The sequence below is a fragment of the Microbacterium sp. K36 genome (assembly GCF_004794355.1).
Classification (GTDB): domain Bacteria; phylum Actinomycetota; class Actinomycetes; order Actinomycetales; family Microbacteriaceae; genus Microbacterium; species Microbacterium paraoxydans_D.
Map to the genome: position 1 here is coordinate 57,422 of NZ_SSDN01000098.1, position 20,789 is coordinate 78,210.

The window sequence follows — 20,789 nt, forward strand, 5'->3', positions numbered from 1 at the left end:
CCGCCGGGACCTCGATGTCGGTGCCGCCGCCTAGACTCGAGAGGTCATGACCGAAGCCCCTCTCATCGTCCCCGGATCCGTCGGCCCGCAGTCCTCCGGCGCCCCCGCGCAGGACGACCTCCTCGCCGGCCTCAACCCCCAGCAGCTCGAGGCCGTCACGTATCGCGGCCCCGCCCTGCTCATCGTCGCCGGTGCCGGCTCCGGCAAGACGAGCGTGCTCACGCGCCGCATCGCCTCGCTCCTGCGCAGCCGTGAGGCGTGGCCGAGCCAGATCCTCGCCATCACCTTCACCAACAAGGCCGCCGGCGAGATGCGCGAGCGCGTCGAGGGGCTCATCGGCGACGCCGCGCGCGGCATGTGGATCTCCACGTTCCACTCCGCGTGCGTGCGTATCCTCCGCCGCGAGGCGCAGCAGTTCGGGTTCACCAAGAACTTCACCATCTACGACTCCGGAGACTCCCGCGCCCTCCTCAAGCGGCTGGTCAAGGAGCACGAGGCCGACGCCTACGGACTCACCCCGGCGGCGGTCCAGGGGCGCATCTCCAAGCTCAAGAACGAGCTCTCCGATGCCGAGTCCTACGCGCGACAGGCCAATATGAGCGACCCGGCCGAGCGCGTCTTCGTCGAGGTCTTCGCCGACTACCAGCGGCAGCTCCAGAAGGCCAACGCCTTCGACTTCGACGACCTCATCGGCCAGACGGTCTACCTGTTCCGGGCGTTCCCGCAGGTCGCCGACACCTACCGCCGCCGCTTCCGCCACATCCTCGTCGACGAGTACCAGGACACCAACCACGCGCAGTACGCGCTCATCCACGAGCTCACCCGCCCGGTGTCCGGCGTCGGCTCGACACCGGAGCCGTATGCCGCCAACGGCATGATGATCTTCGAGCCGGACCCCGAGCCGGCACCGGGCGCCGGTGAGGCCGGGGCGTCGCTGACGGTGGTCGGCGACTCGGACCAGTCGATCTACGCCTTCCGCGGCGCGGACATCCGCAACATCAGCGAGTTCGAGCGCGACTTCCCGGGGGCCAAGGTCGTGCTCCTCGAACAGAACTACCGCTCGACGCAGAACATCCTCTCCGCGGCGAACGCCGTCATCGGCAACAACTTCGACCGCAAGGACAAGAAGCTCTGGAGCGACCGTGGCGAGGGCGACAGGATCATCGGCTTCACCGGCTACTCGCAGCACGACGAGGCCCAGTTCGTCGCCGATGAAGTCGAGGCGTTGCACCGCGCGGGCATGCCGTATTCGGAGATGGCCGTCTTCTACCGCACGAACTCGCAGTCCCGCGCGCTGGAGGAGATCTTCATCCGCTCGGCCGTGCCGTACAAGATCATGGGCGGCACTAAGTTCTACGAGCGCGCCGAGATCAAGGACGCGCTGGCCTACCTCGTCGCGGTCGCCAACCCCGCCGACGAGATGGCGGTCCGCCGCATCCTCAACAGGCCGCGGCGCGGTATCGGCGACGTCACCGAGACCGCGATCGCCCGCTTCGCCGAGGAGCACGGCATCTCCTTCCGCGATGCCCTGTCGTTGCCCGGCCAGCTCGGCGTCGGCCCGAAGATCCAGGCCGCCATCGCCCAGCTCGACGCCGTGCTCGCCGAGGCGACCGCGATCATGCTGCCGCCGACGGGGGAGGTGCCGCCGCCCACCTCCGTGGCGGACGGGCTCAGCCTGCTGCTCTCCAAGAGCGGCTACCTCGACGCGCTACGCGCCAGCCGCGACCCGCAGGACGAGGCCCGCGTGGAGAACCTCGACGAGTTCGTGGCCGTGACCCGCGACTTCGCGCGCAACAACCCCGAGGGCACCATCACCGACTTCCTCACCGAGGTCGCGCTGGTCTCCGACGCGGACGACCTCGACGACGAGTCCGGGTCGGTCTCGCTCATGACGATGCACACCGCCAAGGGCCTCGAGTACGACGCGGTCTTCGTCACCGGCGTGGAGGAAGACCTCATCCCGCACCGCATCTCGGCGGGAGAGCCCGGCGGCCCGCAGGAGGAGCGACGCCTGTTCTACGTGGGCATCACCCGCGCCCGCAAGCGCCTGCACCTGTCCCTGGCGATGACCCGCGCGCAGTTCGGCGAGGTGACCGTCGCCATGCCCAGCCGGTTCCTGCAGGAGATCCCGGCCTCCCTCATCGACTGGCGGCAGTCCCCGGGCGACGTGAACTCCCGCGGGGGCATGCAGTCGCGTGCGCTGAACGCCCGTCGCTCCGGTGGGTCCGGCGACCGCTTCGGCGTGAAGGCCCTGCCCCGCGACTCCCTCAAGCCGCTCTCCACGGCGATGGACAAGATCCCCAACCGCGTCACCGCCAAGATGCGCGACAACGGCGACCTCGAACTCGCCGCCGGAGACCGCATCCGGCACGACGACTTCGGCGAGGGGCGGGTCGACGCCGTCACCGGCGAAGGCGCCAAGCGCATCGCCCATGTCCGGTTCGACACGGCAGGGCAGAAGAAGCTGCTCATCAAGGTCGCCCCGATCCAGAAGCTCTGACGTCGCGGCGGAGGGTGCGGGGAGACCCGGTTAGGCTGGCTCCCATGGCCCTCTTCTCCCGCCGCAAGAAGTCCGGCGACGACGCCGTCGCTCCCGCCCCCTCCGCCGCTCCGGCCACCGAGAGCGAGGAAGCCGCGAGCACGGCGACCGAGGAGTCGGAGGCGTTCACGGCCGAGGCGTCACCCACCGTCGGCATCTCGGTGCAGGCGTTCCGCGGTGTCGGCGCCGAAGCAGGGCCCGAGGTCGCGCTTCCGGATCCGGAGGCCACGGCGGCAGCCGCAGCGCCGGCTGCCGCGCCGACGCCGCCGAGCTCCACCGCGGAGCCCGCGGCACCGGCGGCCGAGCGGAAGCTGCCGCTCGCTCCCGCGCTCCCGCCCGAGCAGACCGAGACCGTGGCGGGCATGAAGGACAACGTCCTCCTGCGCGAGTCCCTGGCACAGATCGAGGCGGGCGCCTCCAACGAGCAGCTCCTCGGGGTGCTCCGCCAGGCTCTCCAGGGGCACCTCTACATCCGTGTGAACGGCGATGCCCGCGCGCAGATCAGCGAGGGCAAGCCGCTGGCGGTCGCCGTGGTCCGCGACGGGGAGCGCCAGTTCATGCTGGCGTTCAGCTCGGCGGCCGCCGTCCGGGATTCCGTGCAGCTGGAAGCCGATCCGTCCGCGACCTCCGCTGTCGCCCAGCCGACGACCTCGGTCATGCAGCAGGTCGTGTCCGGCGACTTCGCGGGTCTCATCATCGACAACGCGTCCGCGCCGCATCGTGTGGTGTTCCCCACCGAGCTCCTGCAGAAGACGCTGGAGCAGGCCGACGTCGACATGACCGTCAAGTCCCTGCTCGCGACGCCGCGGGAGCAGGACTCGCCCGCCAAGGTGGGCGAGGCTCTTGCCACGACCCGCATGTGGGTGGCCGTGAACGACGGATCCGGCACCGGCCAGGTCGGCATCGCCGAGGCTCAGACGGCCGACGGCCGCCGCTTCCTCCAGCTCTTCTCGCACCCGCTGGAGGTCATCGCACTCGGCCGGGGCGACCGCCCGCTGCCGTTCGAGCCGGACCAGCTCGCGAAGGTGCTGTCGAGCCACTCCGAGATGGCCGGCGTCATCATCGACTCCGCGGGGCCCTCCATGGTGGTGGAGCGCGACGCCCTCGCGCCGGTGCTCGTGCGCGCGGTGCGGATCGAGGACTGACGGCGCGCGCACCGGGATCTGCCGGGGGTTCCGCGGGTCGTGACCGCCCCCTAGGGTCGGAGCATGGCCTCTGAACGCGTGACCCTGACCGTCGCCGACACCGACGGAGAGCGTGAGGTCGCGCTCTCCAGCCCGAACCGCGTCGTCTGGCCCGACCTCGGCATCACCAAGGCCGAGCTCGCCGAGTACGTGCAGCTCGTGTCGGTGCCGTTCCTCTCGGCGAACGGCAACCGGCCGGTGTCCCTGGAGCGCTTCCGGGATGGCGTGGGGACCGCCGGAGGACCGCGGCCGGAGGGCTTCTTCTCGAAGAACCCGCCCAAGGGCACTCCGGACTTCGTCGACGCCGTCACGGTCACGTACAACAGTGGCCGCCGCCATCCTCAGATCGTCCTGAACCGCACCAGCGCGATCGTGTGGGCGGTGCAGATGAACACCATCGTCTTCCATCCCTGGGCGTCGCTGGCGACCGATTCCGACAACCCGGTCGAGCTGCGGATCGACCTCGACCCGCAGCCGGGCACCGGCTTCGCCGAGGCCGTCCCTGCAGCCCACGCCCTGCGGGAGGTGCTGCGGGAGGCCGGCCTGGAGGCGTTCGCGAAGACGAGCGGTAACCGGGGCCTGCACGTCTTCGCCCCGATCGAGCCGATCCACGAGTTCCTCGACGTGCGGCATGCCGTGATCGCGGCCGGCCGCGAGCTCGAGCGCCGGATGCCGGACCGGGTCACGACGAACTGGTGGAAGGAGGAGCGCGGCGAGCGCCTCTTCGTCGACTTCAATCAGGCCAATCGCGACCGCACGATGGCCGGTGCCTATAGTCCGCGCGCTCTCCCCGGTGCGACCGTCGCGACGCCCGTGCACTGGGAGGAGCTCGACGACCTCGACCCGCGCGCCTTCACCGTGCGCAGCATCCCGCAGCGGCTGGCGGACGTCGGCGACCCGTGGGCCGACATGCAGGCGAAGCCCGGGCGCATCGACACGCTCCTGGAGTGGTGGGAGCGCGACACGGCGGACGGCCTCGGGGAGCTGCCCTTCCCGCCGGAGTTCCCGAAGATGCCGGGCGAGCCGCCGCGCGTGCAGCCGAGCAAGAAGAACGCCGCGAACTGGGACGCCGACGGCAACCCCGTCGAGGACTGAGCGGGCTCAGCTCAGGACATCGGCGAGGTCGTAGCCCTCGACCGTGTCGAGCTGGTCGTACGTGCAGGAGCGGGCATCGCGGTCCGGCCGCCAGCGCTCGAACTGCACGGTGTGACGGAAGCGGGCGCCCTCGAGCTGGTCGTACCGCACCTCCAGCACCCGCTCGGGACGCAGCCGCACGAACGAGACGTCCTTCGACCCGCTGAACCGCGAGCGCTCACCCTCGCCGGTCACCGCCGCGCCGTCCTCGTCGCGCTCGACCAGCGGCGCGAGCTCCTCCACGAGATGCTTCCGCTTCGCGTCGCTCCATGCCGCGACGCCGCCGACCTGACGCAGGGTCCCGTCGGCGTCGTAGAGCCCGACGAGCAGCGACCCGACCCCGGTGCCGGACTTGTGGATGCGGTAGCCGAGGGCGACAACGTCGGCGGTCCGCGCGTGCTTGATCTTGAAGAGGGTGCGCTTCCCCGGTGCATACGGTTGCGCCAGCGGCTTCGCCACGACGCCGTCGAGCCCCGCGCCCTCGAACTCCTCCAGCCAGCGGACGGCGGCGTCCCGGTCGCGGGTGGTCCTGGTCAGGTGCAGCGGGTGCTCCACGGACTCCATGAGCGTCTCCAACCGGGCCCGCCGCGTCTCGAACGACTGGTCCCGCAGATCGTCCTCCCCGGAGGCGAGCAGGTCGAAGGCGATGAACATCGCCGGGGTCTCGACGGCGAGCTTCGCGACCCGGGAGGCGGCCGGGTGGATGCGCTGGCTGAGGGCCTCCCAGTCGAGACGCTGCGCGCCGTGTGGACCTGTGGCCACGACGATCTCGCCGTCGAGGAGGCAAGGCACGGGCAGCAGCTGAGGGATCGCATCGACGAGCTCCGGGAAGTAGCGCGTGAGGGGCTTCGCCCCGCGGGACCCGATCTCGACCGTCTCGCCGTCCCAGGCGATGAGCCCCCGGAACCCGTCCCACTTCGGCTCGTAGAGCAGCCCGCCCGGGGTCTTGTCGGGGTCGGGGACCGCCGCGACGGCCTTGGCGAGCATGGGGGCCGGGATCTCGTAGCGCATGCACCCATCCTGGACCGGGCGGCGAGCGGGGGAAAGGGTCGGGTCAGCCGAACAGGTCGTCGAGTTCCGCGGGCGTGCCGGCGTCGCGGAGCACGGTGTGCGCCGCGTGCCACCCGGCCATGCCGTTGACCGCGGGCCCGGGCGGAGTGGAGGCCGACGCGAGGTAGACGCCGCGCATCGGCGTCCGCCACGGGGCGGGGGAGAGGACGGGGCGACGCAGGGCCTGACGTATGTCGAAGACGCCGCCGGAGATGTCGCCGCCGATCTCGGCCGGGTTGATCGCCTCGCGGGAGGCGGCCGGAACCGCGTGGTGGGCGAGGATCCGGTCGCGGAACCCCGGCGCGAACCGCTCGACCTGCGCGGTGATGAGCTCGGTCGGGTCGAGGTCGGAGCCGTTCGGCACGTGGATGTACGCCCAGAGCACGGCCTTGCCGTCCGGGGCCCTGGTCGGGTCGAAGACCGACGGCTGGACGGCCAGGACGTAGGGGCGCTCGGACACATGGCCGACGGCGACCGCGTTCTCGCTGTTCCACACCTCGTCCCTCGTCCCGGCCACGTGCACGGTCGGTGCGCTCCGCACGAGCTCGTTGGTCCACGGGACCGGGCCGTCGAGCGCGAAGTCGACCTTGGCCGCCGCGGCGCCGTAGCGGTAGCCGCGGACGGCACGGGCATACGACGCCGGGATGTCCGGGTGGGTGAGGGCGAGCCGGGGGGAGGTGTTGAGCAGGAGCACGTCGCCGCTGTCCGGATCGCCCCAGTCCAGCCCTCCGAGATCGGCGATGCGGACCCCGGTCTCGATCGTGCCCCCGTGGGCGTCGAGATCGGCGACGAGGGCGTCGGCGATGGTCTGCGAGCCGCCGCGGGGGTAGGGCCAGCCGCCGGCGTGGGCGAGCCCGGCGAGCAGCAGTCCGGCCGCGGCACCGGCGAGCGTGGGTTGCGGGGAGTTCGCGTGCGCGACGACTCCGGCCATGAGCGCGGCCGCTTCCTCCGTGCGGAAGGCGACCCGCGCCAGGGGAGTGCCCTGATCGAGCATGCGGATGGCGTAGCGCACCGCGGTGATTGGATCGTGCGGGAGGCGGAGGAGCTGGTTCCCGGTGAAGTCCGTGACGCCGTCGATGTGGGTGCTGAGGGGGCGGAGCCGGCGTCGCCACGCGTCCCCGTCGACGCCGAGCTCGGTGGCGGTGCGTTCGATGTCGCGCCAGGCGACGGCGGCACGGCCTCCGTCCAGCGGATGGGCGAACGAGATCTCGGGGCGGATCCACTCGATCCGCTCGTCGAGCCCGAACGCCTGGAAGAACGGCGAGGCGACGGCCGCGGGGTGGACGGCCGAGCAGACGTCATGACGGAAGCCCGGGAGGGTGGCCTCCTGGGTGCGCAGACCGCCTCCGACCGTGTCCGCGGCCTCGAGCACGCGCACCTGGTAGCCGGCGCGGGCCAGGGAGACGGCGGCGGCGAGGCCGTTCGGTCCGGATCCGATGATCGTCGCGAGTGCCATGCGGTCAGTCTCGCACGCGAGCGCCCGGTCGGCGGAGGGGGTTGCGCCGTGCGATCCTGGAAGGGATGAATGAAGTCCAGGGCCCGACCCCCGCCGGCACCTCCCGTCCGTACCGCTCGCTTCCCGAGGCGCTCCGCGCGCACCGCATCGATCCGGTGAACCATGCGTTCATCACCGAGATCGTCGATTCCGCGGGGGTGACCTCGCTGATCGATCGCGGTCGCTACATCGAGGCGATCCGCCGCGAGGGGGCGGCGCTGCACATCGGCCGCACGTACACCAACGGCTTCACGGAGGACGAGGTCGTGACCGTCGGGTCCACCCGCCTTCGCCTGCAGCCCAGCGAGGGACGCGCGCCCTACTTCTACGTGACGCACCCGAGCGAGTTCGCCCCGCAGACCCCGGTCAAGGCCAAGCGCTCCACGACGCCGCGCACCCCCGCTGCCCCGCGCACGCCGGCGGCTCCGAAGCCCGTCGAGCGCGACTACGGCGTGTGCGACGTGTGCTTCATGGTGAAGACCCCCGCCGGCGGCTGCGGCTGCGATTGATGCGCACCGCTTCCTCGCGCGGCGGCGTCTCCGTCCGCGAGGCGCAGTGGCCGCGGGATTCGGCGTTCGTCGGTGCGGCGGTGTCGACGTATCTCCGGCAGACCGAGCAGGAGAAGCACGACGTCCTGGGCGACCACGCGGAGCCCGAGGGCGAGCTCCCCGAGCGGTACCGGCCGGAGGTCCGCGACCCCGCGACCGCATACGCCGGAGGACGGGTGCTCGTGGCGGAGCTGGACGGAGCTCAGGTCGGCGTGGTGATCGCCCTTCCGCATGCCGGGTGCACCGAGATCAAGCGGCTCTGGGCGGATCCAGCGGTCCGCGGCCGAGGCGTCGGCTCGGCGCTGCTCGACGCCGTCCTGGTCGAGGCCGAGGGGGCGGTGCGGCTGTCGGTCTGGGACTGGCGCGACGCCGCGATCCGGCTCTACACGTCCCGCGGCTTCCGCTCCGTGGACGCCTGGGACGACCGGGACCGCCTCCTCTGCTTCGAGTCGCGCACTTTGCTGCATCCGGCCGCCGAATGCAGCAAAGTGAGCGATTCGAAGGGCTAGGCGAAGGCGCTCAGCCCGGTGATGTCGCGTCCGAGCAGCAGGGCCTGCACGGATTCGGTGCCCTCGTAGGTGTGGATGGCCTCGATGTCGGCCATGTGCTGCATGACGCCGTTCTCCAGGAGGATGCCGTTGCCGCCGAGGAGATCCCGCGCCGTCGCGGCGATCCGCCGGGCCGCCCGGGTGTTGTGGAACTTCGCGAGCGAGGCCTGCGTCGGCCGCAAGGCCCCCGCCTGCTCCAGATCGGCCATCCGGCGGCAGTACAGCTGCATCGCCGTCAGATCCTCCAGCATGTGCGTGAGCCGCTCCTGCACCATCTGGAACTTCGCGAGGGGTTTGCCGAACTGCACGCGCTCTTTCGCGTACGCCAGAGCCGCCTCGTAGCAGGCCGTCGCGTGACCCAGCGCCGACCAGGCGACCCCGGACCGGGTGGCGTACAGCACGGTCGAGGCGTCCTTGAAGCTCTTCGCCCCTGGCAGCACCGCGTCCCGCGGCACCCGCACGTCGTCCAGGCGGATGTGGGCCTGATGGATCGCGCGGAGGGAGGCCTTCCCGCGGATCACGGTGCCGGAGTATCCGGGGGTGTCCTGCTCGACGAGGAAGCACCGCACCGCTCCGTGCTCGGCGGCGGACTCGTCGTCGACCCGCGCCCAGACGAACGTGATGCCGCCCGAGGCACCGTTGCCGATCCACTTCTTGGCGCCGCGGAGCACCCAGGAGTCCCCGTCGCGGCGTGCCACGGTCTCCAGCGAGACGGAGTCGGAGCCGTGGTCGGGCTCGGTGAGGGCGAAGGATCCGAGCACCGAGCCGTCGGCGAGTGCCGCGAGCCAGCGGTCCTGCTGGGCGGGCGAGCCGAACAGGGCGAGCGTCCGCAGCGCGAGGCCGCCCTGCACCGCGAGGATCGTGCCGAGGGAGCCGTCCCCGCGGGAGATCTCCATGTTGATGAGGCCTGCGGCGAGCGGGGAGAGCCGGGTCAGCGCGGGGTGGTCGACGCCGTCGACGACGAGGTCCATCTCACCCATGCGGCGTGCGGCGTCGAGCGGGTACTCGGCGCGGTCCCACGCCTCGGCCATCTGCGGGGCGACCTCGTCGACGTACGCCTTCGCGCGGTTCCAGGCCTCCCGGTCCGCGGTGGGGATGTCGGCGAAGACCGCGTAGTAGTCGCTGTCCTGCCGCCCGGTGACGTCGTAGGACGAGACGCGCTCGCCGGGGAAGGGGGAGGCTTCAGTGCTCATGGGTGCTCCTTCGTGACACCAGGTATCGTACTCCTCGATACTCGGTACCACGACCGCCCCCGTCGGCTCAGTCGAGCTCGGAGCGGAGCCTCCTGGTCACCTCGGCGATCGGCATCGAGCGGGGGAAGACCGCCACGACCACGTCGTCCGGAGCGCCCGCGTCGGCGGCCTCACCCACGCCGTACCGCCGACGCGCGTCCGCGAGCGCGGCCTGGAGGGTGGACAGCGGCACCTTCTTCCGTCCGCGCAGAAGCTGCCGCAGCACGTGGTTGTGCACCGCCGTCACGAGTGCCGCGAAGCCCACCGCGTCCAGCGGATCCACTCCCGGTAGGGCGCTGCGCAGGTACTCGTCGAACAGCCGCTCGTAGCGGAACACGGTGATGATCTCGCGTTCGCGGAGCACCGGCACCTCCCGCACGATCTGATAGCGCCGTCGCGCGAGCTCCGGGTCGTTCGCGAAGTGCGTGAACACGGACTCCGACGCCGCGCAGACCGCGCCCCACGGATCGTCGTGGCCCTCGTCGAGGAACTCCCGAAGCTGCTCCAGCAGGACCTCGTGATCGGCGAAGACCACGTCCTCCTTGCCGCCGAACTGCCGGAAGAAGGTCGACCGGGAGACGCCGGCGGCCTTGGCGATCTGCTCCACGGACGTCTGGTCGAACCCCTGGGCGCTGAAGAGTTCGAGCGCGGCGGCGACGACGCCCCCGGTGCGCAGCTCTGCGGATTCGTGCATGGCGAAATCCTAGACCGCCGTGGGGCTCGCGCCCGAGCGTCCCCGCGGGAGCGCACCGCTACGGCAGTTCCAGGACCCGCGTTTCCGTGAGGGCGCGCGACCGTCCATGCTGATCCTGGTTGTGGTCACGAGGCGTCCGAGGGTCGCCGACTCGCGCGCGAGTCCGATGCCCGATACCGCCGAGCGATCCGTATGAAGAGGTCCAGGGCCTCGGCTTCCGAGCGGAAGCGGAGCGGCGCATGGAAGCGCTCACCGCGCTCGTCGGCCTCCCAGACGATCCACTCCTCGCCTTCCCGCTCGATCCAGGCGGACGACTGAGGCCGGCCTGTAGGGCCGAACCAGTTGGCGGTCGCGGTGAGCTTCTCCTCGCGGATGATGCGCTGCGCCTGGGTGGCGGTGAGGTCGCTCACGTGGTCTCCTCCGTCCTGCTCCGAGACTGAGGATCGTACCGGAGGAGTTGGGGCGTCGCCCACGTCCGCGGGCGTCGGAGCGCTCAGCCTGCGGTAGTAGGCTGGGGGACTGGTCGATGTCTCGACATCGAGAGAATCACCAGACCAGACCGCAGCCCAGTGAAGGAAGCACAGTGGATCTGTACGAGTACCAGGCACGAGACGTTTTCGAGAAGTACGGAGTGCCGGTCCTCGCCGGCATCGTCGCGGACACCCCCGAGGAGGTGAAGGCGGCTGCCGAGAAGATCGGCGGTGTCGTGGTCGTCAAGGCCCAGGTCAAGACCGGAGGCCGCGGCAAGGCCGGCGGTGTCAAGGTCGCCAAGACCCCCGACGAGGCGTACGAGGCCGCGAAGGCCATCCTCGGGCTCGACATCAAGGGCCACGTCGTCAAGCGCGTCATGGTCGCGCAGGGTGCCCGCATCGCCGAGGAGTTCTACTTCTCCGTGCTGCTCGACCGCGCCAACCGCTCCTACCTCTCCCTCTGCTCCGTCGAGGGCGGCATGGAGATCGAGCAGCTCGCCGTCGAGAAGCCCGAGGCGCTCGCCCGCGTCGAGGTCAACCCGCTGACCGGCATCGACAAGGAGAAGGCGGTCGAGATCGCCCGCGCCGCGAACTTCCCGGAGGATCTCGTCGAGAAGGTCTCCGACGTGTTCGTGAAGCTGTACGACGTCTACAAGGGTGAGGACGCGACGCTCGTCGAGGTCAACCCGCTCGTCCGCACCGAAGACGGCGACATCATCGCGCTCGACGGCAAGGTCACCCTCGACGACAACGCCTCCGAGATCCGTCACCCCGAGCACGAGGCGCTCGAGGACAAGGACGCGGCCGACCCGCTCGAGGCCAAGGCCAAGGCGTCCGGCCTCAACTACGTCAAGCTCGACGGCGAGGTCGGCATCATCGGCAACGGCGCGGGCCTGGTCATGTCGACGCTCGACGTCGTCGCCTACGCCGGTGAGAACCACAACGGCGTCAAGCCCGCCAACTTCCTCGACATCGGCGGCGGCGCCTCGGCCGAGGTCATGGCCGCCGGTCTCGACGTCATCCTCGGCGACCCGCAGGTCAAGAGCGTGTTCGTCAACGTGTTCGGCGGCATCACGGCGTGCGACGCCGTCGCCAACGGCATCAAGGGCGCCCTGGAGACGCTGGGCGACACGGCCTCGAAGCCGCTCGTCGTCCGCCTCGACGGCAACCGCGTGGACGAGGGTCGCGCGATCCTCGCCGACTACGCGCACCCGCTTGTCACCCTGGCCGCCACCATGGACGAGGGCGCCGACAAGGCCGCCGAGCTCGCCAACGCCTGATCGCCTGAGACACAAGGAACCAGAGCTATGTCTATCTACCTCAACAAGGACTCCAAGGTCATCGTCCAGGGCATCACCGGCGGCGAGGGCACCAAGCACACCGCGCTGATGCTCAAGGCCGGCACCCAGGTCGTCGGCGGCGTCAACGCCCGCAAGGCCGGCACCACGGTCTCGCACACGGACAAGGACGGCAACGCCGTCGAGCTCCCCGTCTTCGGCTCGGTCGCCGAGGCGATGAAGGAGACCGGCGCCGACGTGTCGATCGCCTTCGTCCCCGGCGCCTTCACGAAGGACGCGATGATCGAGGCCATCGACGCCGAGATCCCGCTGCTCGTCGTCATCACCGAGGGCGTCCCCGTGGGCGACTCGGCCGAGGCCTGGGCCTACGCGCAGAGCAAGGGCAACAAGACCCGCATCATCGGGCCGAACTGCCCCGGCATCATCACGCCCGGCGAGGCGCTCGTCGGCATCACGCCCGCGAACATCACCGGCAAGGGCCCGATCGGCCTCGTGTCGAAGTCCGGCACGCTGACCTACCAGATGATGTTCGAGCTGCGCGACTTGGGCTTCTCGACCGCCATCGGCATCGGCGGCGACCCGGTCATCGGCACCACGCACATCGACGCACTCGCCGCGTTCGAGGCCGACCCGGAGACCAAGGCCATCGTGATGATCGGCGAGATCGGCGGCGACGCCGAGGAGCGTGCGGCCGAGTACATCAAGGCGAACGTCACCAAGCCCGTCGTCGGCTACGTCGCGGGCTTCACGGCTCCCGAGGGCAAGACCATGGGTCACGCGGGTGCGATCGTCTCCGGTTCCGCCGGTACCGCGCAGGCGAAGAAGGAGGCCCTCGAGGCCGCCGGTGTCAAGGTCGGCAAGACGCCGTCCGAGACCGCCGCTCTCATGCGCGAGATCATCGAGTCGCTCTGATCTGAGCTACGCTTGACCTGAAGGCCCCGGGCTCCACCCCGGGGCCAGGGTCCCACCTCTTTCGAATCGCGCAATCGACGCCATTCCATGGCCGGATGGGACCAATCGCGCGATTCGAACGGGCCGATTGAGCCGACTTGCCAGGGTCCCACCTCTTTCGAATCGCGCAAATGGCCCCATTCCGCGTCGGAATGGGGCCATTTGCGCGACTCGGAGCGGGGCTAGATCCCGACGCCGAAGAGAGCCTCGATGGGGCCTCGGGCGAAGAAGATCAGGAAGCCGGCGCCGACCACCCACAGCAGCGGGCTGATGGTCTTGGCCTTGCCGGAGAAGGCGTGGATGAGCACCCAGCTCACGAAGCCCGCCCCGATGCCGTTGGCGATCGAGTACGTCAGCGGCATGACCGAGACCGTGAGAAACACCGGCAGCAGCACCCGGAAATCGCCGAAGTCGATGTGCCGGATCTGCGCCATCATCATCGCACCCACGATGATCAGTGCCGCGGCGGCGATCTCGGTCGGGACGATCGAGGTCAGCGGGGTCAGGAACATCGCGATGAGGAAGACGATGCCCGTCACGACGTTCGCGAGGCCCGTCCTGGCACCCTCTCCGATGCCGGCGCCGGACTCGATGAAGACGGTGCTGGAGGACGAGGAGGTCGCACCACCGGCGATCGCTCCGACGCCCTCGACCACCAGTGCCGACTTGATGCGCGGGAAGTCGCCGTTGTCGTCGGCGAGGTTCGCCTCCTTCGCCAGGCCCGTCATGGTGCCCATGGCGTCGAAGAAGTTCGTGAAGAGGAGCGTGAAGACGATCATCACGAGTGCGACGAGGCTGACCTTGCCGAGGTCGAACGAGAAGTCGACGGCGCCGATGAGGCTCAGATCGGGGACGCCGACGGGGGAGCCGTTCAGTGCCGGCACGGTGAGGCCCCAGCCGCCGGGATTGACGACATTGCCCTCGTCGTCGACGCCGCGGGCGCCGATGTGCCAGATCGCCTCGACGATGACCGCGAGCACGGTCCCGCCGATGAGGCCGATGAGCATGCCGCCCTTGATGCGGAGCGCGACGAGGATGCCGGTGAGCAGCAGCGTGATCACGAACAGCAGGCTCGGCACGGTCGCGACGGAGCCGTTGACGCCGAGGCCGACGGGCGGCGATGAGGCGCCGGTCGCGGTGACGAAGCCGGAGTTGACGAACCCGATGAAGGCGATGAAGAGGCCGATGCCGACCGTGATCGCGATCTTCAGCTGGAACGGCACGGCGTCGAAGATCGCCTTCCGCAGCCCGGTGGCGGCGAGGAGCACGATCACGACGCCGTTGATCATCACGAGCGCCATCGCCTCGGGCCAGGTGACCTGGCCGACGACGGAGAACGCGACGAAGGCGTTGATGCCGAGGCCGGCGGCGAAGCCGAACGGCAGGCGGGTGACGACACCGAAGAGGATCGTCATGACGCCGGCGGTCAGGGCCGTCGCGGCGCCGACGGCGTTGAAGTCGAGCATGTCGCCGGCGACGTCCGGCTTTCCGGACAGGATGATCGGGTTCAGGATCACGATGTAGGCCATCGTGACGAACGTCACGAGGCCTCCACGGATCTCGGTGCCGATCGTCGATCCGCGCTTGCTGATCTCGAAGAAGCGGTCCAGGGTACCGGTGGGTCCGGTGGGTCCGGTGGACGCCGGGGCGGGTGGGGCAGTAGTCATCGGGAAACCTCCGGAGAAACGCTACCGTGTCGTCCGCCTCGCGCGCGCCCACGGGGGCCGAAGGGGAACTCGTCGTAGTCTCGAAGGCGCTATGCAACGCCTCCTCGTCGCGCTCCTCGCCGCCCTCGACGCCGTCATCACGGCCGCCGTCGGGTTGGCCGTGCTGCTGGCGCCGCTGACGCTCCTCTGGACCCTCGCCTTCGGCGTGACCGCCGACTGGGGAGCGCTGTGGCCGCTCACCGGAACGCTGTGGCAGTTCGGCCACGGCGTGCCGCTGGAGGTCGCGATCCCCGATGCCCTGCTCGTGACCCTGGCGATCCCCGTGGAGGCAGCGCGCTTCGTCGTCTCGGTCACACCGTTGGCGTTCCTGCTGCTCACCCTGCTCCTCGCCGCTCGCTCCGGAGCCCGGGCCGCTCGGTCCGGGGCCTGGGCGGGGGGATCGCTCTCGGGGACCGTCGTGTTCGCCGTGATCTCGACGGTCGTCGCTCTCACATCGGCGCTCGGGGCCGCGGAGGTCCCGCTGGCTCTCGCCATCCTGCTGCCCCCCGTCGTGTACCTCGTGGGCGCGGTGTGCGGCGCGGTGCGGGTGGCGTGGGAGGACGGCGACGGCGGGCTGCTCGACCGCGTCCACGACATCCTGGATTCCCGGGAGGACTGGGCGCCGGTGCCCGCCGCGATCGTGCGGGGCGCCGCGTTCGTGCTCGTGGGCGTGACGGGTGCCGCCGCCCTGGCCGTCGCCCTGTCGGTCCTCACGCGGGGCGGAGAGGTCGTCGCGCTGTTCCAGGCGGCGCGGGTCGACGCTCTCGGGGCGACCGTGCTCACCCTCGGGCAGCTCGCGTACCTGCCGACCTTCGTGGTGTGGGCGGCCGCGTGGCTGGCCGGCCCCGGTTTCGCGGTCGGGGCCGGGACCGCGGTGTCCCCCGCAGGGACACAGCTCGGCGTCGTCCCCGGCATCCCCGCGTTCGGCCTGTTGCCCGAGAACTCCTCGATCTGGATGCTCATCGTCATCCTGATCCCGGTGGCCGCCGGGGCATTCGCCGGGTGGGCCGTGCGCTCGCGGCTCGTGTGGGAGGGGACGCCGCTCGGGCTCCTGCAGCGCGTCGTGATCGCGGTCGGGATCGCCGCGGTCTCGGGCGGGGTTGCCGCGCTCGCCGCCGCCTTCGCAAACGGCTCGATGGGCCCGGGGCGACTCGAGGTCGTCGGCCCGGCAGTACTGCCGTTCGCCTTGTCTCTGGGGGCGGAGGTGCTCGTCGGCGCGGCGATCCTCCTGCTGTCGCCCCGCAACCGCGACGAGCTCGCGGAGGAGCGCACCGATCGCTGGATCGCGGAGATGTCCGAACGCTCCGAGGAGCGCGCTGACGACGACCGCCGCTAGCCGTCCCGGACGCCCGGCGACGCCGGTCGGAGCGTCATCGGCTCGCCGGTAGACTGGGCGCGTGCTCACGGTCGCCGTACTCATCTCGGGCGCCGGCTCGAACCTTCGCGCCCTCCTCGAGGCCGCTCGTCACCCCGATTTCCCGGCCCGGGTCGTCGTCGTGGGGGCGGATCGCGAAGCCGACGGTCTGGCCCACGCCGAGGAGTTCGGCATCCCCAGCTTCACCGTGCCATGGCACGAGCACGAGAGCCGCGAGGCGTGGGGTGAGGAGCTGGGTCGTCAGCTCGCCGTGTGGACGCCCGACCTCGTGGTGCTCAGCGGCCTCATGCGCCTGCTGCCGTCCTCCCTCGTCGCCGCCTACGCGCCGCGGATCATCAACACCCATCCCGCGTACCTCCCGGAGTTCCCCGGAGCGCACGGCGTCCGCGACGCCCTCGCCGCGGGGGTCCGGGAGACCGGCGCCAGCGTGATCGTCGTGGACGACGGGGTCGACACCGGCCCCATCCTCGCGCAGGAGCGCGTGCCGATCCGGGCCGACGACACCGAGCACACGCTGCACGAGCGCATCAAGCCGGTCGAGCGCCGGCTCCTCATCGACGTCGTCCGGCGCATCGCGACCGGCGACCTCTCCCTGACCTCCGCCCCCTGACCCCCGACGCCCCCGCACGAAGGAGCCCATCATGGCCGGCCCCCGCCACGACCCCACGCTCTACCGCGATCGCGACACCGTGCCGATCCGGCGCGCTCTCGTCTCGGTCAGCGACAAGACCGACCTGCTCGTGCTCGCCGCCGCGCTGGCTGAGGCGGGCGTCGAGATCGTCTCGACCGGTTCGACGGCGTCCACCATCCGCGATGCCGGCTTCGAGGTGACGGATGTGGCCGCGGTCACGGGTGTCGCCGAGATGCTCGACGGCCGCGTCAAGACCCTGCATCCGAAGGTGCATGGCGGGCTGCTCGCCGACCTGCGCCTCGAGGATCACGAGCGGCAGCTCGCCGACCTCGACATCGCGCCGTTCGAGCTCGTCGTCGTCAACCTCTACCCGTTCGTGGAGACCGTGGCCTCCGGTGCCGAGGGTGACGACGTCGTCGAGCAGATCGACATCGGCGGCCCCGCCATGGTGCGTGCGGCGGCGAAGAACCACGCCAACGTCGCGATCGTCGTGTCGCCGCAGTCCTACCCGGCGATCATCGCGGCCGTGGCACAGGGCGGCACCTCGCTCGCCCAGCGGCGGGAGCTCGCGGCGCGGGCCTTCGCGCACACCGCGGCCTACGACACGGCCGTCGCGCAGTGGTTCGCCGAGGGCACGCTCAACGACCCGGGCGACCTCCCGGCGCACCTGACGATCCAGGCCGAGCGGCTCGCCACGCTCCGCTACGGCGAGAACTCCCACCAGCGTGGCGCCATCTACACCCGCGCCGGCGGCCACGGCATCGCCCAGGCCACGCAGCTCCAGGGCAAGGAGATGTCGTACAACAACTACGTCGACGCCGACGCCGCCCTGCGCGCCGCCTATGACATGGTCAAGCCCGCGGTCGCCATCATCAAGCACGCCAACCCCTGCGGTATCGCGACCACCGCCCCGAACGCCCTCGACCCGATCGCCAGCGCGCACCTCCGCGCCCACGAGTGCGACCCCGTGTCGGCGTACGGCGGCGTGATCGCGGCGAACGGCACCGTGACGCTGAAGATGGCCGAGAACCTCAAGGACATCTTCACCGAGGTCATCGTCGCGCCGTCGTTCGAGCCTGCGGCCCTCGAGGTCTTCAAGGCGAAGAAGAACCTGCGGCTGCTGCAGCTCCCCGAGGACTGGCAGCAGGAGCGCATGGACGTGCGCCTCGTGTCCGGCGGTCTCCTGCTCCAGGACGCGGACCGCTTCCCGGACGACATCGTCTCCGTCGCCAAGAACTGGGAGCTCGTGTCGGGGGAGCGTCCGAGCGACGAGGAGATGGAGAACCTGATCTTCGCGTGGAAGGCCTGCCGGGCCGTGAAGTCGAACGCGATCGTGCTGGCGAAGGACAACGCGACGGTCGGCGTCGGCATGGGCCAGGTCAACCGCGTCGACTCGTGCCGCCTCGCGGTGGAGCGTGCAGGAGATCGTGCCGCCGGATCCGTCGCCTCGTCCGACGCGTTCTTCCCGTTCGCGGACGGTGCCCAGGTGCTCATCGACGCGGGTGTCACGGCGATCGTGCAGCCCGGTGGCTCCGTGCGGGACGAGGAGGTCGTGGATGCCGCGCGCAAGGCCGGCGTCACGATGTTCTTCACGGGGGAGCGCCACTTCTTCCACTGACCGAGACCCCGGTCTTCCGTCGAGACCCCGGCGTGCGCACGTTTGCGCGCCGGGGTCTCGGCGCGTAGACGGGGTCTCGGGGAGGGAACCGCGATGTCCGATTTCCGCCAGCCGTAGCCGCGCGGGGGTGAGAGAGTGGAGGACATGAGCTACTCCTTCGACGAGCGTTACCGGGCGATCAGCGCTCGGGACACCCGCTTCGACGGGCAGTTCGTCACCGCCGTGCGCTCGACCGGGATCTACTGCCGTCCGAGCTGCCCCGCGCGCACCCCCAAGCCGCAGAACGTCACGTTCTATCCGACGAGTGCCGCGGCGCACGAGGCGGGGTACCGCGCATGCAAGCGCTGCCTGCCGGAGGCCGCCCCCGGGTCGCCCGCGTGGGACGTCCGTGGAGACACCGCGGCCCGGGCCATGCGGCTGATCGCGTCCGGCGTGGTCGAGCGCGAGGGCGTACCAGGACTCGCGTCGCGACTCGGCTACTCGAGCCGTCACCTCACGCGGCTGCTGACGACCGAGCTCGGCGCCGGACCGCTCGCACTGGCGAGAGCGCACCGCGCCCACACCGCCCGCATGCTGCTCGTGGGAACCGACATGCCCATCGCCGATGTCGCCTTCGCCGCCGGCTTCCACAGCATCCGCCAGGGCAACGACACGATCCGCGAGGTGTTCGGGCTCACGCCGGGGGAGCTGCGCGCTCGCCGCCGCACACCCTCCGCGGCCGTCCCGGGGACGATCGACCTGGTCCTGCCGTACCGGGGCCCCCTGGATGCGGCCGGGATCTTCGCGTGGATGGCGGCGCGGGCGGTGACGGGCGTCGAGGAGACCACGGCGACCTCGTTCTCCCGACACCTCCGGATGCCGGGCGGCCCCGCGTGGTTCGAGGTGCGTCAGGAGGAGACGGAGCGGCTGCACCTCCGGGCCCGGGTCGCGCAGCTCGGCGACCTCGCGCCGCTGGTGGCCACCGCGCGCCGCATCTTCGACCTCGACGCCGACCCCCTCGCGATCGACGAGGCCCTGGCGGCGCATCCGCCCCTCGCCCCCCTCGTGGCGCGGACCCCCGGTATCCGCGTGCCGGGGGCGGCCGATCCGCACGAGATGCTCATCCGAGCGATGATCGGGCAGCAGATCACGGTCGTCGCCGCCCGCACGGCGCTCACCGCCCTCACCGACGCGCTGGGAGAGCGGACCCCCGACGGCCTCCTGTTCCCGACGATGTCGGCCATCGCGTCCCACGGCGCCGAGGTGCTGCGCGGGCCCGCCGCCCGGATCCGCGCCGTCACCGGAGCCGCCGCCGCCTTGGCGGACGGGAGTCTGACCCTCACCGTGGGCGATGACGGCCCCACGCAGTGCGCCGCCCTCCTCGCGATGCCCGGCATCGGACCCTGGACCGCCGACTACGTGCGGATGCGGGTGCTCGGCGATCCGGACGTGCTGCTCCCCGGCGACGTCGCCCTCCGTGCCGGTGCCGCCGCGTCCGGGCTGCCCGCCGAACCGAAGGCCCTCACCGCCTGGGCGGAGCGCACCGCACCGTGGCGGAGCTACCTCAGCGCGCACCTGTGGCGTGCCGCCCCGATCCGTCCCGCCGGGCCCCGGCGCAGATCCGCCGTCCGGCCCGCCCACGGCACCCCATCCGACACCGAGGAGACCCCATGACCGCTCTCATCCAGACCCTCGACACCGCCGACGGTCCCTTCACGATCCTCGCCGACGAGCGCCAGCGGGTCCTCGTGTCCGGCTGGACGGATGACGTCGAGGCGATCCTCGGCCGGCTGCCCGCCCGGGTACGCCCCCATGCCGTGCGCGAGGCCGAGACGGACGCGGCCGGCGCCGTCCGCGCGTACTACGCGGGCGACGTCGCGGCGATCGACGGGGTCGCGGTCGCGCAGACCGGCACCGCCCTCCAGCTCGCCGGCTGGGCGGCGCTGCGCACCATCGCGCCGGGGGAGCCCCTGACGTACACGGGCTTCGCGACCCGACTCGGCAACCCCCAGGCTGTGCGCGCGGCGGCGTCGATCTGCGCCCGCAACGCCCCGGCCCTGTTCGTGCCCTGCCATCGGGTGCTCCGCACCGACGGCTCCCTCGGCGGCTTCGCCTGGGGGCTGCCCGTCAAGGAGAGCCTTCTGGCGCGCGAACGCGCCGCCCGCTGACCTCCCGAACCGAGGAGCCCGCTCCGCACGGAGCGGGCTCTTCGCTGTCCCGGGAATTCCCCTTGCGCTCAGCTCGTTCACAGGAATAGGCTGATGGGCTGTCGCGCCAACCGGACGACCTCGCCGAGCCCTTGAGGAGGACACCATGACCACGATCGCCACCGCGCGG

The 20,789-nt window shown here is 71.1% G+C and carries 18 protein-coding genes; 12 read left to right on the plus strand and 6 right to left on the minus strand.

Annotated features, from left to right (window positions below; translation table 11 throughout):
* The first annotated feature begins 46 nt into the window (after positions 1–46).
* The 3 genes from DW296_RS14100 to ligD all read left to right on the plus strand — a co-directional run bounded on the left by DW296_RS14100 (position 47) and on the right by ligD (position 4,818).
* Positions 47–2,500 carry an ATP-dependent helicase gene (locus DW296_RS14100; protein WP_136052719.1) on the plus strand — a complete coding sequence of 818 codons (2,454 nt, stop codon included), beginning with the start codon at positions 47–49 and terminating at the stop codon, positions 2,498–2,500.
* Positions 2,501–2,544: 44 nt separating this feature from the next.
* On the plus strand, positions 2,545–3,684 hold the full coding sequence (locus DW296_RS14105) for an SseB family protein (RefSeq protein ID WP_136052720.1): 1,140 nt from the start codon (positions 2,545–2,547) through the stop codon (positions 3,682–3,684).
* Between the two features lie 63 nt (positions 3,685–3,747).
* The gene (gene ligD / locus DW296_RS14110) at positions 3,748–4,818 is read left to right on the plus strand and encodes a non-homologous end-joining DNA ligase (protein ID WP_136052721.1); all 1,071 of its coding nucleotides are present in this window, start codon (positions 3,748–3,750) and stop codon (positions 4,816–4,818) included.
* A 6-nt stretch (positions 4,819–4,824) separates the two neighbouring features.
* Here the strand turns inward: ligD and DW296_RS14115 are convergent, their stop codons facing one another.
* Together DW296_RS14115 and DW296_RS14120 are read right to left on the minus strand one after the other, a co-directional pair.
* Complete coding sequence (locus DW296_RS14115) at positions 4,825–5,868, minus strand: ATP-dependent DNA ligase (protein ID WP_136052722.1); 1,044 nt, start codon at positions 5,866–5,868, stop codon at positions 4,825–4,827.
* A 43-nt stretch (positions 5,869–5,911) separates the two neighbouring features.
* The gene (locus DW296_RS14120; protein WP_136052723.1) at positions 5,912–7,363 is read right to left on the minus strand and encodes a phytoene desaturase family protein; all 1,452 of its coding nucleotides are present in this window, start codon (positions 7,361–7,363) and stop codon (positions 5,912–5,914) included.
* Between the two features lie 65 nt (positions 7,364–7,428).
* On the opposite strand from DW296_RS14120, the gene DW296_RS14125 reads away from it, so the two are divergent.
* Together DW296_RS14125 and DW296_RS14130 are read left to right on the plus strand one after the other, a co-directional pair.
* The gene (locus DW296_RS14125) at positions 7,429–7,911 is read left to right on the plus strand and encodes a hypothetical protein (RefSeq protein ID WP_136052724.1); all 483 of its coding nucleotides are present in this window, start codon (positions 7,429–7,431) and stop codon (positions 7,909–7,911) included.
* Positions 7,911–8,459 (plus strand): GNAT family N-acetyltransferase, encoded by a 549-nt coding sequence (locus DW296_RS14130; RefSeq protein ID WP_136052725.1) that lies wholly within the window; start codon positions 7,911–7,913, stop codon positions 8,457–8,459. Before DW296_RS14125 ends, DW296_RS14130 begins: the two co-directional genes overlap by 1 nt.
* Here the strand turns inward: DW296_RS14130 and DW296_RS14135 are convergent.
* The 3 genes from DW296_RS14135 to DW296_RS14145 all read right to left on the minus strand — a co-directional run bounded on the left by DW296_RS14135 (position 8,456) and on the right by DW296_RS14145 (position 10,834).
* Positions 8,456–9,691, minus strand: coding sequence for an acyl-CoA dehydrogenase family protein (locus DW296_RS14135; RefSeq protein WP_136052726.1), 1,236 nt, complete (start codon positions 9,689–9,691; stop codon positions 8,456–8,458). The two genes, DW296_RS14130 and DW296_RS14135, sit on opposite strands and share 4 nt — an antisense overlap.
* Before the next feature lie 67 nt (positions 9,692–9,758).
* Positions 9,759–10,424, minus strand: coding sequence for a TetR/AcrR family transcriptional regulator (locus tag DW296_RS14140; RefSeq protein ID WP_136052727.1), 666 nt, complete (start codon positions 10,422–10,424; stop codon positions 9,759–9,761).
* Positions 10,425–10,549: 125 nt separating this feature from the next.
* Complete coding sequence (locus tag DW296_RS14145; protein ID WP_060923023.1) at positions 10,550–10,834, minus strand: hypothetical protein; 285 nt, start codon at positions 10,832–10,834, stop codon at positions 10,550–10,552.
* 173 nt (positions 10,835–11,007) lie between these two features.
* On the opposite strand from DW296_RS14145, the gene sucC reads away from it, so the two are divergent.
* The gene (gene sucC, locus DW296_RS14150; protein WP_025103777.1) at positions 11,008–12,174 is read left to right on the plus strand and encodes an ADP-forming succinate--CoA ligase subunit beta; all 1,167 of its coding nucleotides are present in this window, start codon (positions 11,008–11,010) and stop codon (positions 12,172–12,174) included.
* Between the two features lie 27 nt (positions 12,175–12,201).
* Positions 12,202–13,104, plus strand: coding sequence for a succinate--CoA ligase subunit alpha (gene sucD / locus DW296_RS14155; protein WP_025103778.1), 903 nt, complete (start codon positions 12,202–12,204; stop codon positions 13,102–13,104).
* Between the two features lie 221 nt (positions 13,105–13,325).
* Here the strand turns inward: sucD and DW296_RS14160 are convergent, their stop codons facing one another.
* The gene (locus tag DW296_RS14160) at positions 13,326–14,810 is read right to left on the minus strand and encodes an NCS2 family permease (protein WP_136052728.1); all 1,485 of its coding nucleotides are present in this window, start codon (positions 14,808–14,810) and stop codon (positions 13,326–13,328) included.
* A gap of 91 nt (positions 14,811–14,901) precedes the next feature.
* Between DW296_RS14160 and DW296_RS14165 the strand changes: the two genes are divergently transcribed.
* From DW296_RS14165 to DW296_RS14185, 5 genes are all read left to right on the plus strand, one after another.
* Positions 14,902–16,185, plus strand: a complete 1,284-nt coding sequence (locus tag DW296_RS14165; RefSeq protein ID WP_240743097.1) for a cell division protein PerM — start codon at positions 14,902–14,904, stop codon at positions 16,183–16,185.
* 61 nt (positions 16,186–16,246) lie between these two features.
* Entirely contained in the window at positions 16,247–16,834 is a 588-nt protein-coding gene (gene purN, locus DW296_RS14170; protein ID WP_136052729.1) for a phosphoribosylglycinamide formyltransferase, read from the plus strand.
* A 31-nt stretch (positions 16,835–16,865) separates the two neighbouring features.
* The gene (gene purH / locus DW296_RS14175; RefSeq protein WP_025103782.1) at positions 16,866–18,473 is read left to right on the plus strand and encodes a bifunctional phosphoribosylaminoimidazolecarboxamide formyltransferase/IMP cyclohydrolase; all 1,608 of its coding nucleotides are present in this window, start codon (positions 16,866–16,868) and stop codon (positions 18,471–18,473) included.
* 144 nt (positions 18,474–18,617) lie between these two features.
* Positions 18,618–20,126 (plus strand): DNA-3-methyladenine glycosylase 2 family protein, encoded by a 1,509-nt coding sequence (locus DW296_RS14180; protein ID WP_136052730.1) that lies wholly within the window; start codon positions 18,618–18,620, stop codon positions 20,124–20,126.
* Entirely contained in the window at positions 20,123–20,620 is a 498-nt protein-coding gene (locus DW296_RS14185; RefSeq protein WP_136052731.1) for a methylated-DNA--[protein]-cysteine S-methyltransferase, read from the plus strand. Before DW296_RS14180 ends, DW296_RS14185 begins: the two co-directional genes overlap by 4 nt.
* Positions 20,621–20,789: the final 169 nt, after the last annotated feature.